The organism is gamma proteobacterium symbiont of Scutellera amethystina (genome assembly GCF_059730845.1).
This window is the reverse complement of the sequence record NZ_AP035935.1, coordinates 1,035,961-1,051,340: the sequence shown is the minus strand read 5'-3', so window position 1 is coordinate 1,051,340 and position 15,380 is coordinate 1,035,961. Positions and strand designations below refer to the sequence as shown.

Here is a 15,380-nt window from a genome sequence, read left to right as displayed (position 1 = left end):
AATTAAAATATATAAATCATTAAGTTAACAACCTTAAAGCCTGTAAGTTCCATCAAACAAAAATGTAAAGTTATAATTACACCCATCTGACCAGGCCAGATGTTTTTTCCTTACGATATCGCTAACATGCTGTTATCCATTTGATTAATTCAGGATCGCTTTATGTCCATCCCTGAAGTCGCGCTGCGTCCTTTTATTCTGCAGGATGCCGAAGCGTTTACGCATGCCGTTAATCAGTCTCTGAACAGCCTGCTGCCGTGGATGGTATGGGCACATGCGGATTACAGCGTTGATGAAGCCGTGAGCTGGATCAACTTCACCCATCTGCAGCGTCAAAAGGGTGAAGCTGAAGAGTTCGCGATTGTTGATGGCAACGATCGGTTGCTGGGCGGTGCTGGCTTACGTTATGCGCGTCAGCCCGGTGAGTTCAGTGCGCTGGGCTACTGGGTTCGCAGCGAGGCGCAGCAACAGGGCGTTGCCCGCCGGGCAGTGGCACAGCTGGTGAATCTGGCGTTCGCCCAGCCACACATAACTGTGCTGGAGATTCTTGCTGCAGAAGAGAATCACGCCAGCCGCGCCGTGGCCCTGCGCAGCGGCTTCTCGTTTGTGGATTACCGCTACGGGTTGATTGTGCTGGAGAGCGGGCCGGTCAACACGGCGATCTATCACCTCAGACGCCCATAAAAAAAGGGGCTGGCCTTATGGCCAACCCCTTGTTTGCTATTAACTTTGGGATGTCGCTTACGCGCCAAGACGCTCTTTGATACGAGCTGACTTACCGGTACGCTCACGCAGGTAGTACAGTTTGGCTTTACGCACAGCACCACGACGTTTGACAGTAATGCTGTCAATTACCGGAGAGTGAGTCTGGAAGACACGCTCAACGCCTTCGCCGTTAGAAATCTTGCGAACAGTGAATGCAGAGTGCAGACCGCGGTTACGAATAGCGATAACCACGCCCTCGAATGCCTGCAGACGTTTCTTAGAACCTTCAACGACCCATACTTTCACTTCCACGGAATCACCCGGACGGAAGGAAGGTACGTCCTGTTTCATCTGCTCTTGTTCAAGTTGCTTGATAATGTTGCTCATAATTAAATCTCTTATCCTGGGTAAACTGATAGTCAGGGAAGATTACTCTTCCACCTCATCGTTTTGTTGCTGCTGATGTTCCCGCTGGAACTCACTTAGCAACCTTGCTTGCTCTTCAGTCAGAGCCAGGTTTTCCAGAAGTTCAGGTCTTCTTAGCCAGGTACGGCCCAGCGACTGTTTCAGGCGCCAGCGGCGAATATCGGCATGGTTGCCCGACAGCAGAACTGGCGGAACCTCCATCCCTTCTAACACTTCAGGTCGGGTATAGTGCGGGCAATCCAGCAGACCTTCCGAGAACGAATCCTCATCGGCTGACGCCTGTTTCCCCAGCACGCCAGGAATAAACCGGGCGACCGAGTCAATTAACGTCATCGCTGGCAGCTCACCGCCACTGAGCACGTAATCACCGATTGACCATTCTTCATCAATCTCAGTGTGAATCACACGCTCATCTATCCCTTCATAACGACCGCAAACCAGAATTAACTTCTGGCTGGTCGCCAGTTCGCAAACGCCTTGCTGGTCAAGTTTGCGACCCTGAGGTGAAAGATAAATCACCTTAGCGCCTTCTCCCGCCGCCGCTTTCGCTGCGTGGATAGCATCCCGTAAGGGTTGCACCATCATCAACATACCCGGTCCGCCGCCGTAAGGACGATCGTCCACGGTACGGTGCCGGTCATGCGTGAAGTCACGTGGACTCCAGCTCTCTATGTTGAGCAGGCCATTCTTTACTGCCCGGCCAGTTACCCCGTACTCGGTAATAGCGCGAAACATCTCAGGAAACAGGCTAATAACACCAATCCACATCGCGTTCGCCGTTACGTTACCGGATTGTCCGGAGATCAAAAACCAGGATCCCAGTCTACTTCAATGGTGCCAGTAGCGAGATCGACTTTCTTGATAACCTGTTCATCAAGAAACGGTATTAACCGCTCCTGTACACCGAATGCATCTTTCAGGTTTGCCTTTACGACGAGAACGTCGTTTGAGCCGGTCTCCATCAAATCAATGACTTTGCCCATCTCGTAGCCGTCGAGGTTTACCACTTTGCAACCCATCAGGTCTTTCCAGTAGTAATCGCCCTCTTCCAGCGCCGGCAGCTGCGTGGAGTCAACCGTAATTTCGCAATTGGTCAACTGTGCTGCAGCGTCCCGATCGTCAATGCCTTTGACTTTGATGATCAGGTCCTGATTGTGGTGCTTCCAACCCTCAAGCTCTACCTGCTGCCATTGACCGGCGCGCTGGATAAACCAGGGTTGATAGTCGAAGATGCTTTCAGCGTCTTCAGTGGAGGAAAACACTTTGAGCCAACCCCGAATTCCGTAAGCGGCACCCATTTTGCCCAGAATGATTGGGTTAACGGGAGGCTGTGCGGCAGGTTTACTGCTCATGCTCACCACCGTGACAGATTAAGCTGCTTTTTTTGCTTCTTTGATCAGCGCGTTAACGCGATCAGAAAGCGTTGCGCCCTGGCCAACCCAGTGCTCAATACGGTCCAGATCCAGACGCAGACCTTCAGCCTGACCAGAAGCGATCGGGTTGAAGAAACCTACGCGCTCGATGAAACGACCGTTGCGAGCATTGCGGCTGTCAGTGACGACGACCTGATAGAACGGACGCTTTTTAGCGCCGTGACGTGCCAAACGAATGGTTACCATAACATCCTCTTTAGTTAATAAAACAACCGGGCCCCATCGAGGAACGGGGCCCGGGTGCAATATAAAAAGCCCGAAAATTTTACTCATTTTGGCGCAAAAAGCAACCTGAGTGTCTCACTTTTCTGGTTCGGGCTGTGTCGCCTTAGCGGCCGGGGAATCCTGGCGGCATCATGCCTTTCATGCCACGCATCATTTTGGCCATGCCGCCCTTCTTCATTTTCTTCATCATGCGCTGCATATCATCAAACTGCTTCAGCAGCCGGTTGACGTCCTGCACCTGCATACCGGAACCGGTAGCGATACGGCGCTTGCGCGAACCTTTGATGATCTCTGGCTTCTCACGCTCTTTGCGCGTCATCGAATTGATGATGGCTTCCATGCGCACCAGCACTTTGTCATCCATCTGCGATTTAACGTTATCCGGCAGCTGGCCCATGCCCGGCAGTTTGCCCATCAGGCTGGCCATGCCGCCCATGTTGCGCATCTGCTTAAGCTGCTCCAGGAAGTCGTTGAGATCGAAACCGTCGCCGGTTTTCAGCTTCTTCGCCAGCTTTTCCGCCTGCTCGCGGTCAACTTTGCTCTCGATATCTTCAATCAGCGACAGCACGTCGCCCATGCCGAGAATGCGCGATGCAATACGGTCCGGATAGAACGCTTCCAGCGCATCGGTCTTCTCGCCCATCCCCATGAATTTGATTGGCTTGCCAGTGATGTGACGAATCGACAGCGCCGCACCGCCGCGCGCATCGCCGTCAACTTTGGTCAGGATCACACCGGTGAGCGGCAGCGCTTCGTTGAACGCTTTCGCGGTATTGGCGGCATCCTGGCCGGTCATGGCATCGACGACAAACAGCGTTTCAACCGGATTGATCGCGGCGTGCACCTGTTTGATCTCATCCATCATCGCTTCGTCAACGTGCAGACGACCGGCGGTATCCACCAGCAGCACATCGTAGAACTGCAGACGGGCTTCTTTCAGCGCATTGTTAACGATATCCACCGGCTTCTGGCTGAGGTCGGACGGACAGAAATCCACGCCAACCTGCTGCGCCAGGGTTTCCAGCTGTTTGATCGCCGCCGGGCGGTAGACGTCCGCAGACACCACCAGCACCTTTTTCTTATGCTTTTCGCGCAGGAATTTACCAAGCTTACCGACGCTGGTGGTTTTACCGGCACCCTGCAGGCCCGCCATCAGCACCACGGCCGGCGGCTGAGCATTAAGGTTCAGCGCGTTATTTTCGGCCCCCATCGCCGCAACCAGTTCGTTGCGCACGATTTTGATAAACTCCTGACCCGGCGTCAGGCTTTTGTTTACATCCTGCCCCACCGCGGCTTCTTTCACGCGGTTAATGAAATCGCGCACTACCGGCAGCGCAACGTCGGCCTCCAGCAGCGCCATACGCACTTCGCGCAGCGTATCTTTGATGTTGTCTTCGGTCAGCCTTCCGCGGCCACTGATATTGCGCAGGGTTTGCGACAAACGATCGGTTAAATTATCAAACATGCTCTCTCACTTAATAGCGTAGCGAGGCCGCCAGGGCGACACAATGCGGCGGATTATAACACGAAGCCAGGCCGATCTCTGCAATTGACCGTGAGATCGTTTGGAGCCTGCTGCCGCTGGCGCTATACTGCTTTTTTCCTTATCTGACCGACACCTGAAAGGATCTATGTTCGTTTTCGCGATCGTGGCGCTGTTCGCCTACTCTCTCAGTCTTGCATTGATCATTCCGAGCCTGCTGAAACGCAACAGCGGCTGGCGGCGTTTTGCCGTGTTATCCGCCTGCGTGGCGCTGATTGCCCATGCGGTAGCGCTGCAGCAACGCATATTTGCCGTCGATAATGGACAAAACCTTAGCCTGCTGAATATTGGTTCGCTGGTCAGTTTGCTGATCTGTGCCATCATGACTATCGTTGCGTCGCGCAATCGCGGCTGGCTGCTGCTGCCGATTGTTTACAGTTTTGCGCTGATCAATCTGGCCTTCGCCACCTTTGTGCCAAACGCCTTTATCACCCATCTTGAGACCACGCCTGGCATGATGGTGCACATCGGTCTGTCGCTGTTTGCCTATGCCACGCTGATCATCGCGGCGCTGTATGCGCTGCAGCTGGCGTGGATCGACTATCAGTTAAAGAACAAAAAGCTGACGTTCACCCAGGATATGCCGCCGCTGCTCAGCATCGAGCGTAAGATGTTCCACATCACGCAGATTGGCGTGGTATTGCTGACGCTGGTGTTGTGCACCGGCCTGTTCTTTATGAATAACCTGTTCAGCCCGGAAAACATTGATAAAGCGGTGCTGTCGATTATCGCCTGGTTTGTCTACATCGTGCTGCTGTGGGGCCACTATCATGAAGGCTGGCGCGGTCGCCGTGTGGTGTGGTTCAACTGCGGCGGTGCGCTGCTGCTGACCATGGCCTATTTCGGCAGCCGCGTTCTGCAGCACCTGCTCACCTCTCACTAAAGGAATTTTTGCGTTGGAACATGTTTCAACCACCACGCTCATTATCACGCTGATCATTATGGTGCTGGTCTCAGCCTACTTCTCGGGTTCAGAGACCGGCATGATGACGCTCAACCGCTACAAACTGCGCCACAAAGCCAAAAGCGGCAACCGCAGCGCGCGTCGCGTTGAGAAACTGCTGCGTCGCCCCGACCGGCTAATCAGTCTGGTGCTGATTGGCAACAACCTCGTGAATATCCTCGCCTCGGCGCTCGGCACCATTGTCGGTATGCGCCTGTACGGCGATGCCGGCGTAGCCATCGCCACTGGCGTGCTGACCTTCGTGGTGCTGGTGTTTGCCGAAGTGCTGCCTAAAACCGTCGCGGCGCTTTATCCGGAAAAAGTCGCGTATCCCAGCAGTTTTCTGCTGGCGCCGCTGCAGTACGTGATGCTGCCGCTGGTGTGGCTGCTCAATACCATTACCCGCATTCTGATGCGCATGGTGGGCATTAAGACCGAAGGGTCGATTAACTCCGCCCTCAGCAAAGAAGAGCTGCGCACCATCGTGTATGAATCCCGCTCGCTGATGTCGCGCCGCAACCAGGACATGCTGCTGTCGGTACTGGACCTTGAGAAGGTCAACGTTGACGACATCATGGTGCCGCGCAATGAGATCGTCGGCATCAATATCAACGATGAGTGGAAGTCGATCGAGCGTCAGCTAAGCAACTCACCGCATGGCCGTATTGTGCTGTTCCGCGACTCACTGGACGATAGCGTCGGCATGCTGCGCGTGCGCGAAGCGTGGCGCATGATGGCCGAGAAAAAAGAGTTCAATAAAGAGCGACTGCTGCGCGCTGCCGATGAAATCTACTACGTGCCGGAAGGTACGCCTCTTAACGTGCAGCTGGTAAAATTCCAGCGCAATAAGAAGAAAGTAGGGCTGGTGATCGATGAGTACGGCGACATCAAAGGACTGGTTACCATCGAAGATATTCTGGAAGAGATCGTCGGCGACTTCACCACCTCTATGTCACCGTCACTGGCCGAAGAAGTGATGCCGCAAAACGACGGTTCGGTGCTGATTGAAGGCAGCGCCAACGTGCGGGAAATCAATAAGGCGTTCAACTGGACGCTGCCGGAAGAGGAAGCGCGCACCATCAACGGTATGCTGCTGGAAGCGCTGGAAGAGATCCCGCAGATGGACACGCAAGTACAGGTTGGCCATTACGACATTGATATTCTTGATGTGCAGGACAACATGGTGAAGCAGGTGCGCATTACGCCGCATCAGCCGCTGAAAGCGTCCATCGGTTCCTGAGACGACAAAAACAAAACGCCGCGATAATCGCGGCGTTTTTTATGGCAGAAGCGGCAACTAGAGTTGCAGCTCTTTCAGCTTTTCTGCCGGCAGCTTCAGATCTTCATTGCGGTTAACGCCAATGTCGTGCGCCAGCACGTTGCGCGCAATCTGCTGCGCTTCGTCCAGCGAGTGCAGCTTGTAGCTGCCGCACTGGTATTCGTTCAGTTCCGGAATCTGGTTCTGATCTTTTACCTTCAGCACATCTTCCATCGCGCCTTTCCACGCTTTTGCCACGCGCTGCTCGTCTGGCGTACCAATCAGGCTCATGTAGAAGCCGGTGCGGCAGCCCATCGGTGAGATATCGACGATTTCCACGCCGTCACCGTTGAGGTGGTTACGCATGAAGCCCGCGAACAGGTGCTCCAGCGTGTGGATGCCGCGTTCGGTCAGGATGTCGATGTTCGGACGGCAGAAACGCAGATCGAAAACGGTGATGGTATCGCCATGCGGAGTGTTCATGGTCTTCGCCACGCGTACCGCTGGCGCGCCCATGATGGTGTGATCAACAGTAAAACTATCCAGTAGTGGCATACGTCACCTCCTGTTTTGAGATTTTTTTTAAAACGATGAAACTTTTCTGTTCGCCCAACGTCTGAATATATGAAAGACGCGCATTTGTTATCATCATCCCTGACAACAGAGATGTTAATTTAGGCCACAGTGATGTGGCCATTTTCTTTTCTAGCCTTCGCGACCTGCCAGATAGCTGGCAAAATCCAGTGTATCACTCTGCTCCAGCTGCTGCTGTTTCAGCACCGACTCCTGCGCCTGACGGCTAAAATCGGCTTCGGTGAGAATTTCCAGCGGCTCTTCGCACAGCAGATGACGATACTGCTCGGCCAGCGCTACGCCGGCTCCGGTCAAACCCTGCTCTTTAATGGCTTGCAGAATGCGCGCCGAATAGGTTAGCTCAGGATCGTCAAACGACGCTACCAGTTGATCGCAAACCTGTTGATATTGCGTGCTGCCGTCGTTGCTATCCAGCACTTCAGCCACCCGGCGCAGATCGGCAAACAGCGCTTTACCGACATCAACCAGCAGATGTTCCGTATCACTGCAGCCCACGCCGATCACCTGACCTGGCTTGCGCCCTTCCAGCACCACGCGGTTCCAGTTTTTCCGGCTGCACAGCAGCTCATCTGCGCTCATCTCCGGCGCATCGGCCAGCGTACACCAAATCAGGAACAGATCGAGGAAGCGCGCCTGATCGGCATCCACACCGATGGCAGAGAACGGGTTGATGTCCAGCGAACGCACTTCAATGTACTCAATGCCGCCGCGCAGCAGCGCATCGGACGGCGCCTCACCCGAGCGGGTCACGCGTTTCGGACGAATCGGTGCGTACAGTTCGTTCTCGATTTGCAGCACGTTGGTATTGAGCTGCAGCCAGTTGCCTTCCGCGTCTTTGGTGCCCATCGCCGCATATTCGGCAGACGGCGTTTTGATCGCCGCTTTCAGCGCAGCGACATACCCTTCCAGCGAGTTGAAAGTAATACCCAGCCCGCTTTGTGATTTATTGGTGTAGCCCAAATCACTCAGGCGCAGCGAAGTGGCATACGGCAGCCACAATGTTCCTTCGCCGTTGGTTTCGAACGGCAGCTTACTTTCCCGTCCCTGCAGGAAGGAAGAGCAGATGGCTGGCGAAGCGCCAAACAGATAAGGAATCACCCAGCCGTAGCGATAGTAGTTGCGAATCAGGCGCAGATAGCCCGCCGAGATGGTCTCTTTGCCGCTCTCCGCGTCTTTGACATCCGCCCACTCCTGCCAGAACGACAGTGGCAGCGAGAAGTTATAGTGCACGCCAGAAATAATCTGCATCAGCGCGCTGTAGCGGTTTTTCAGCCCCTGACGATACAGGGTTTTCATTTTGCCGATATTGGAGCTGCCGTACTGCGCCAGCTCAATGTTGTCCACATCTTCAACATAGCCCGGCATACTGAACGGCCACATGCGCTCGTCGCCCAGCTCGCGCGCCACGTGACGGTGGATGTCGCGCAGAAACGCCAGGGAGCGATCGATGTTCTGATCCACCGGGGTGATGAACTCCAGCAGCGTTTCAGCAAAATCGGTGGTAATCCAGTCGTGCTTCAGCGCTGAACCCAGCGATTCAGGGTGGCCAGTGGTAGCCAGATGACCATTCGGCTGGACGCGGAGTGTTTCACGCTCAATGCCACGGCCGATACCCTTTAACGCGTCGGGATGCGCTTCCAGCCAGGAGAGCGCTTTTGATACGTCCGGGATCACATTAACCTCCCGCTGTGTGAATAATTTATTTTTGTTCAGCATAATGTTAACCGTAGCCTCGAATCTGTGCGAATCAATGCCACCATTGCATACCTTGTAAAGTGGCGGTCGCGATAACGATATAACGCAGCGTTTTACCCAGGGCGAGAAACAGCACGCAGGGCAGCCAGGAGAAGCGCAACCACCCTGCGAGCACGCAGAGTAAATCGCCCACCACTGGCAGCCAGCTAAACAGCAGCGCTGCGGGTCCCCATCGTTGTAGCCACGTCATTGCTGTGTCGTGCCATCGCCCCTGCCCTGTTGCTGGCATCAGGCGACCAAGAAGAATGTTGGTCAGGCCGCCCAGCGTGTTTCCCACTGATGCAGCCAGTAACAATCCATAGACCGACCCTTTCTGGGCGATCAATAACGCAATCAGCACCGCTTCTGAGCTGCCCGGAAGCAGCGTTGCACTCAGAAAGCTACTGCCGAATAACGATCCATACGTCAGAAATTCATTCACAGTAAACGGACATCAACCACATCCATGCCCGCCGCTTTAGCTGCCTGCACGCCAAAGTCAGCATCCTCGAATACCACGCAGCGCGCAGGCGCAACGCCCATCAGCTCTGCACAGCGTAAGAAGGTATCAGGCTGCGGCTTATGACGCTGGACATCGTCCGCCCCGACTACCGCATCAAACAGATGATAAACGTTGAGCGCTTCCAGCAGCGCTTTGGCTAAGCTGTGTTCGCTGCCGGTGCCAACCGCCATCGGACGGCGACCGTGATAGGCTTTGACCACCTGCATCAGCGGCAGCGGACGTATGTCTTCGAGCAGTATCGCTTTCAATGCCGCCGTTTTCTCTGCCGCCAGCTGATGCGGATCGTGCTGCGCCTGATTCTGTTCCAGAATGTAGCGGGCCAGTTGCCAGGTGGGTGCCCCGTTGAATGCCACCATCTTTGCTTCGTCCATGGTGAAACCATAGCGGCTCAGCACCTGCTGCCAGGCTTTTCGATGTGTCGGCTCGGTATCAAGAATGGTGCCGTCCATATCGAAAATCAGGGCGTCATAGTGGTCGTACATTGTGACTCCATTAACACCACAAAATGAGCCATTACTTTAGCGTAATGCGCTCAGGTTGTCGCCAGGCAGGCTTAACCGCAAATGCTTTGAAAGCATTAGCAATTTTCGTTTTCAGAATAAGGTCAGAGCGCGCGACCGGCGATAAATGGCGGTAAATGCAGTGATTTTTTGATGGAGACGGCGCGTGAGAAAATCTTTCGGAATGCGGATGTTGAATCGGGTCAGAATGAAGCGGAACAGCGCACAAGGGCAGTTTGCTTTTTATTTGATGGTGCATCCAGGAGGATGATTCGGCTGGCGCCTCACCCTGCGGGCCGTTGCTGAAGCAACGTTATCCTCCTTAGTACGTCCTGAACGATTATCGCATCATGACACACTGAGGCACTTTCCATCTTGCAGAAGATGGTGCATCCAGGAGGATTCGAACCTCCGACCGCTCGGTTCGTAGCCGAGTACTCTATCCAGCTGAGCTATGGATGCAATGAGATTTTCTTTCGATGAACATACTGAATAGACTTGAGAATAACATAGAGAATGGTGCATCCAGGAGGATTATTCGGCTGGCGCCTCACCCTTCGGGCCGTTGCTGAAGCAACGTTATCCTCCTTAGCACGTCCTGAACGATTATCGCATCATGACACACTGAGGCACTTTCCATCTCGGAGAAGATGGTGCATCCAGGAGGATTCGAACCTCCGACCGCTCGGTTCGTAGCCGAGTACTCTATCCAGCTGAGCTATGGATGCATTGAGAGATTTTCTTACGATGGACTGACTGAAATCAACCTGGGAATGATACAAAGAATGGTGCATCCAGGAGGATTATTCGGCTTGCGCCTCACCCTACGGGCCGTTGCTAAAGCAACGTTATCCTCCTTAGCACGTCCTGAACGATTATCGCATCATGACACACTGAGGCACTTTCCATCTCGGAGAAGATGGTGCATCCAGGAGGATTCGAACCTCCGACCGCTCGGTTCGTAGCCGAGTACTCTATCCAGCTGAGCTATGGATGCATTAAATGATTCTTGTACAACGCAGGGTGCTAACAACTCACCATGAAAGGAACTACTCGTTCACTCTTACTACTCTGAAGTAAATACCATATCCGAAAATGGTGCATCCAGGAGGATTATTCGGCTTGCGCCTCACCCTGCGGGCCGTTGCTGAAGCAACGTTATCCTCCTTAGTACGCCCTGAAAGCTTATCGCTTCATGACACACTGAGGCACTTTCCATCCTGAAAAAGATGGTGCATCCAGGAGGATTCGAACCTCCGACCGCTCGGTTCGTAGCCGAGTACTCTATCCAGCTGAGCTATGGATGCATCGGAAAATGGCGGTGAGGCGGGGATTCGAACCCCGGATGCAGCTTTTGACCGCATACTCCCTTAGCAGGGGAGCGCCTTCAGCCTCTCGGCCACCTCACCTTACGCGTTCTTGCGAACCGTGCTTTTGAACTTTGTTTCCGCTCATCGGCACTGCGTGGCGCACATATTACTTTCCCGGACTTATAAGTCAAACAATTTTTCCCGACTTTTTACCGATTCAGGTTTGATTGCGCAAATGACGTGCAATCCGCATATTTTGCCGACAAAAAGAGTGATTTATCAACAGTAAAAGCGTGCGGCAGCCGACATAATTCGCGGAAAAAACAGCAGAGCGTGAACGGATAAAAATAACGACGGGAGGAAGAGAAGCGGTAGCGCCTCGCCACACAGCGAGGCACTGAATACGTTATTGAGGTGTACTCTGTGTTTTTTCAGCCTGGATGCGCTGATAGATTTCTTCACGGTGAACCGACACTTCTTTTGGCGCGTTTACGCCTATGCGGACCTGGTTACCCTTAACACCCAGCACCGTTACAGTTACCTCATCACCAATCATGAGGGTTTCACCAACTCGACGAGTTAGAATAAGCATTCTTTGCTCCTTGAAAGATTAAAAGAGTCGGGCCTGTTCGGTCTCCCGGCCATATCCATCATATAACGCTGAACAATGCCTATGACAAATACACCATTGTGTTCTGCCATGCCAATACATTCTGCTGATAGTTAGTTTAGCCGAAATACACTACATCAACCGGACTTTGTCATTACCTGGTGCACACCGCGTTAAAAAGCGCCGAAACAGATGTTCCTGGCGCTCTTCACGATGCTTAATTTTATTTCGTTACAGCCGGTTACTCACCCACTCCGGCACGCCAGCCAGCGCGCCAGAAAGTGCCTGGGCGTCGGTTCCGCCAGCCTGCGCCAGGTCCGGACGCCCGCCGCCTTTACCGCCGACCTGCGCAGCCAGTTCGCCAATCAGCTCACCGGCCTTCACCCGATCGGTCAGATCTTTGGTGACGCCAGCAATCAGCGACACCTTACCTTCTGCAACGGTTGCCAGTACGATGACAGCAGAACCAAGCTGATTTTTCAGATCGTCCACCATCGTGCGCAGCATTTTTGGCTCGACATTGCTGAGTTCGCTTACCAGCAGTTTCGCGCCCTTCACCTCAACCGCTTTGCTACTCAGTGAAGCGCTTTCCTGCGCCGCTTGCTGATCGCGTAGCTGTTGCAGCTCTTTCTCCAGCGCACGCACGTTTTCTACCAGTCCGCGCACTTTCTCGTTCAGATTACTGTGGTTGGCTTTCACCACCTGAGCAATGTCGGTTAGCTGATCGCTCTGCGCATGCAGTTGTGCAATCGCGGCTTCACCGGTCACCGCTTCGATACGGCGAATACCCGCCGCCGTGCCGGCTTCGCCCTGAATGCGGAACAGGCCGATGTCACCGGTACGGGCCGCGTGCGTACCGCCACACAGCTCAATGGAGTACTCGCCCATGCTGACCACGCGCACACGCTGATCGTACTTTTCACCGAACAGCGCGGTGGCGCCCAGCGCTTTCGCCTCTTCCAGGTCCATCACGTTAGTGGTGATAGGCAGGTTGCGGCGAATCTGGGCGTTAACGATATCCTCAACCGCACGAATCTGCTGCGGCTTCATGGCTTCGCCGTGTGAGAAGTCAAAACGCAGGTACTTGTCGTTGTTAAGCGAGCCTTTCTGGCCAACGTGATCGCCCAGCACTTCGCGCAACGCTTCGTGCATCAGATGCGTCGCGGAGTGGTTAAGGATGATGCGCGAACGACGCACTTCATCGACCTGCGCCTGCAGGCGATCGCCCACCCGCAGCTGACCCTGGCGTAGCTTACCGATATGACCAAAGGCTTTGCCATATTTTTGCGTATCCTGCACGCTAAATTCAGCATTTTGCCCGGTCAGGGTGCCGGTATCGCCCACCTGGCCGCCAGACTCACCGTAGAACGGGGTCTGATCCAGAATCACCACCGCATCCTGCCCTGCAGCCACCTGCTCAACCTGCTGGCCGTCCACAAACAGCGCCTGCACCGTCGCCTCGAGCGAGAGGTGGTCGTAACCTTTGAATTGAGTCGGCGTATCAAAGCGGATAACCGTGTTGTAATCGGTACCGAAGCCGCTGGCTTCACGCGCACGCTGACGCTGCTGCTCCATCGCCGCTTCAAAGCCCGCTTCGTCAATCTTCAGATTGCGCTCACGGCATACGTCAGCAGTCAGGTCCGCCGGGAAGCCGAAGGTGTCATACAGACGGAAAACCGTTTCGCCGTCGAGGGTGTCGCCTTTTAGCTTCGCCAGCTCGTCGTCCAGCAGTGCCAGGCCACGCTCCAGCGTTTTAGCAAACTGCTCTTCTTCATTTTTCAGGGCGTTCTCAACGTGCTTCTGCTGACGTTTGAGGTCCTCACCTGCTGCGCCCATCACCTCGATCAGCGGAGCCACCAGTTTGTAGAAGAAGGCTTCTTTCGCGCCCAGCATGTTGCCATGACGCACCGCGCGACGAATGATGCGACGCAGCACATAGCCACGGTTTTCATTCGACGGGATGACACCATCGGCAATCAGGAAGGCGCATGAACGGATGTGGTCGGCGATCACGCGCAGTGATTTGTTGTTCAGATCGGTGGCGCCGGTTACCTGCGCCACCGCGTTAATCAACTTCGCGAACAGATCGATTTCATAGTTGGAGTTCACATGCTGCAGTACCGCGGCGATACGCTCAAGGCCCATACCGGTATCCACCGACGGTTTCGGCAGTGGCTGCATGGTGCCGTCGGCCTGACGGTTGAACTGCATGAACACGATGTTCCAGATTTCGATATAGCGATCGCCATCCTCTTCCGGACTGCCCGGAGGGCCGCCCCAGATGTGGTCGCCGTGATCGTAGAAGATTTCGGTGCACGGACCGCAAGGGCCGGTGTCACCCATCTGCCAGAAGTTGTCAGAGGCGTAAGCACCGCCTTTATTATCGCCAATGCGGATAATACGTTCGCTCGGTACGCCGATATCATTGGCCCAGATTTCAAAGGCTTCGTCATCGGTTTCGTATACGGTTACCCACAGACGCTCTTTCGGCAGCTTAAACCACTGCTCGCCCGTCAGCAGTTCCCAGGCGTAGGCAATGGCTTCTTTCTTGAAGTAGTCGCCAAAGCTGAAGTTGCCCAGCATTTCAAAGAAGGTGTGGTGACGCGCGGTGTAGCCGACGTTTTCCAGGTCATTGTGCTTACCGCCGGCACGCACGCAGCGCTGCGACGTGGTGGCACGCGAATAATCGCGCTTGTCCTGACCTAGGAAAACGTCTTTAAATTGCACCATGCCGGCGTTAGTAAACAGCAACGTCGGATCGTTGTTTGGTACGAGGGAGCTGCTGGCTACAACCTGATGTCCCTTGCTATGAAAAAAGTCGAGAAACGCTTGACGGATCTCAGCAGTGCTCTTGCTCATAAAATTCCTGGAATCACGCTAACGAACGTTCCCTTTCGCTGGCAAACCGCATGCGCCCGGCCCGCCACTGACTGAGGAACAAAAAGTGGGAATAAGATAAATTTTCTTCAATGGGAAGTAAAATCCCATCGCCTTTCAGTCGTCAATATTTCTGAAAATCGCCTGAATGTCTTCCATCATAAAGCCTTTCGACATCAGAAAGCGCTGGACTTTGCTTTTTTCCGCCCAGCTTTGCGGCAGCGGTTCGCCGAATTTACGTTTAGCGACCTCGGCCGCGCACTGGCTCCAGTCAACCTCGCTATCGAACAGCGCCTGGTTGATCTCACCGCGGTCGATGCCTTTTTGCTGCAGCTCCATGCGCACCCGCTGTGGACCATAGCCTTTGCGCGCGCGACTCTGAATAAAGCGTTCGGTAAAACGCTGGTCGTTGAGCCAGCCATTCTCCTGACACCAGTCGAGCACTTTCTCCAGCAGCGCTTCCGGTATCGGCTGGCTCTCCTGTTGCTGCAGCCAGGCCGCACGCTGATTGTTCAGCTGCAGTTTGCGTTTCAGCTCGTCGCGGCTATGGTCGCGCTGCGACAAAATACGCATGGCACGATCGAGTACCCGGGAAAAGGTTGGCTCCGGAGCCTGTGATGAGGTCGATGACATAGGATTACCTTGTTGTGACTGTTGCGCAGGGTAAAGCAAGAAGGCAGAGAGGAAAAGCACGGGCGG

At 54.3% G+C, this 15,380-nt stretch carries 15 protein-coding genes and 5 tRNA genes; 3 read left to right on the top strand and 17 right to left on the bottom strand.

All coding sequences use genetic code 11. The features are described 5' to 3' along the window. Window positions 1–162: 162 nt before the first annotated feature. A complete protein-coding gene (locus tag AC6I79_RS04745) occupies window positions 163–684 on the top strand; it encodes a GNAT family N-acetyltransferase (RefSeq protein ID WP_021507323.1) in 522 nt (173 codons plus the stop codon). Between the two features lie 57 nt (window positions 685–741). Here the strand turns inward: AC6I79_RS04745 and rplS are convergent, their stop codons facing one another. The 5 genes from rplS to ffh form a co-directional block, all read right to left on the bottom strand. After that, window positions 742–1,092 (bottom strand): 50S ribosomal protein L19, encoded by a 351-nt coding sequence (rplS, locus tag AC6I79_RS04740; protein ID WP_021507324.1) that lies wholly within the window; start codon window positions 1,090–1,092, stop codon window positions 742–744. A 42-nt stretch (window positions 1,093–1,134) separates the two neighbouring features. After that, window positions 1,135–1,899 carry a tRNA (guanosine(37)-N1)-methyltransferase TrmD gene (trmD, locus tag AC6I79_RS04735; protein ID WP_021507325.1) on the bottom strand — a complete coding sequence of 255 codons (765 nt, stop codon included), beginning with the start codon at window positions 1,897–1,899 and terminating at the stop codon, window positions 1,135–1,137. 35 nt (window positions 1,900–1,934) lie between these two features. Continuing rightward, a complete protein-coding gene (gene rimM, locus AC6I79_RS04730) occupies window positions 1,935–2,483 on the bottom strand; it encodes a ribosome maturation factor RimM (protein ID WP_021507326.1) in 549 nt (182 codons plus the stop codon). Between the two features lie 18 nt (window positions 2,484–2,501). Then, window positions 2,502–2,750, bottom strand: coding sequence for a 30S ribosomal protein S16 (gene rpsP / locus AC6I79_RS04725; protein ID WP_007893313.1), 249 nt, complete (start codon window positions 2,748–2,750; stop codon window positions 2,502–2,504). 142 nt (window positions 2,751–2,892) lie between these two features. Next, window positions 2,893–4,254 carry a signal recognition particle protein gene (gene ffh / locus AC6I79_RS04720; RefSeq protein ID WP_021507327.1) on the bottom strand — a complete coding sequence of 454 codons (1,362 nt, stop codon included), beginning with the start codon at window positions 4,252–4,254 and terminating at the stop codon, window positions 2,893–2,895. Window positions 4,255–4,420: 166 nt separating this feature from the next. Here ffh and AC6I79_RS04715 point away from each other — a divergent pair, with 166 nt between their 5' ends. Together AC6I79_RS04715 and AC6I79_RS04710 are read left to right on the top strand one after the other, a co-directional pair. Further along, window positions 4,421–5,215 (top strand): cytochrome C assembly family protein, encoded by a 795-nt coding sequence (locus AC6I79_RS04715; RefSeq protein ID WP_010617128.1) that lies wholly within the window; start codon window positions 4,421–4,423, stop codon window positions 5,213–5,215. Window positions 5,216–5,228: 13 nt separating this feature from the next. Further along, window positions 5,229–6,515: an HlyC/CorC family transporter gene (locus tag AC6I79_RS04710; protein WP_021507328.1), complete on the top strand. Its 1,287-nt coding sequence runs from the start codon at window positions 5,229–5,231 to the stop codon at window positions 6,513–6,515. Window positions 6,516–6,572: 57 nt separating this feature from the next. On the opposite strand, the gene luxS is transcribed toward AC6I79_RS04710, so the two are convergent. The 12 genes from luxS to AC6I79_RS04650 form a co-directional block, all read right to left on the bottom strand. Continuing rightward, window positions 6,573–7,088, bottom strand: a complete 516-nt coding sequence (gene luxS / locus AC6I79_RS04705; RefSeq protein WP_010617126.1) for an S-ribosylhomocysteine lyase — start codon at window positions 7,086–7,088, stop codon at window positions 6,573–6,575. 150 nt (window positions 7,089–7,238) lie between these two features. After that, window positions 7,239–8,843 carry a glutamate--cysteine ligase gene (gene gshA, locus AC6I79_RS04700; protein WP_021507329.1) on the bottom strand — a complete coding sequence of 535 codons (1,605 nt, stop codon included), beginning with the start codon at window positions 8,841–8,843 and terminating at the stop codon, window positions 7,239–7,241. A 31-nt stretch (window positions 8,844–8,874) separates the two neighbouring features. Continuing rightward, complete coding sequence (locus tag AC6I79_RS04695) at window positions 8,875–9,303, bottom strand: YqaA family protein (RefSeq protein ID WP_021507330.1); 429 nt, start codon at window positions 9,301–9,303, stop codon at window positions 8,875–8,877. After that, window positions 9,300–9,866, bottom strand: a complete 567-nt coding sequence (gene yqaB, locus AC6I79_RS04690; RefSeq protein ID WP_021507331.1) for a fructose-1-phosphate/6-phosphogluconate phosphatase — start codon at window positions 9,864–9,866, stop codon at window positions 9,300–9,302. The genes AC6I79_RS04695 and yqaB overlap by 4 nt, the downstream gene beginning before the upstream one ends. Window positions 9,867–10,269: 403 nt before the next feature. Beyond that, window positions 10,270–10,346: transfer RNA gene (locus tag AC6I79_RS04685), tRNA-Arg, on the bottom strand. A gap of 189 nt (window positions 10,347–10,535) precedes the next feature. Further along, window positions 10,536–10,612 (bottom strand) — tRNA-Arg (locus AC6I79_RS04680). Between the two features lie 192 nt (window positions 10,613–10,804). Continuing rightward, window positions 10,805–10,881 (bottom strand) — tRNA-Arg (locus AC6I79_RS04675). A 233-nt stretch (window positions 10,882–11,114) separates the two neighbouring features. After that, window positions 11,115–11,191: transfer RNA gene (locus AC6I79_RS04670), tRNA-Arg, on the bottom strand. A gap of 9 nt (window positions 11,192–11,200) precedes the next feature. Beyond that, window positions 11,201–11,293, bottom strand: a tRNA-Ser gene (locus AC6I79_RS04665). 307 nt (window positions 11,294–11,600) lie between these two features. Then, entirely contained in the window at window positions 11,601–11,786 is a 186-nt protein-coding gene (gene csrA / locus AC6I79_RS04660) for a carbon storage regulator CsrA (protein WP_021314278.1), read from the bottom strand. 249 nt (window positions 11,787–12,035) lie between these two features. Continuing rightward, a complete protein-coding gene (gene alaS / locus AC6I79_RS04655) occupies window positions 12,036–14,663 on the bottom strand; it encodes an alanine--tRNA ligase (protein WP_498027597.1) in 2,628 nt (875 codons plus the stop codon). A gap of 135 nt (window positions 14,664–14,798) precedes the next feature. After that, a complete protein-coding gene (locus tag AC6I79_RS04650) occupies window positions 14,799–15,314 on the bottom strand; it encodes a regulatory protein RecX (RefSeq protein WP_031279677.1) in 516 nt (171 codons plus the stop codon). Window positions 15,315–15,380 lie beyond the last annotated feature (66 nt).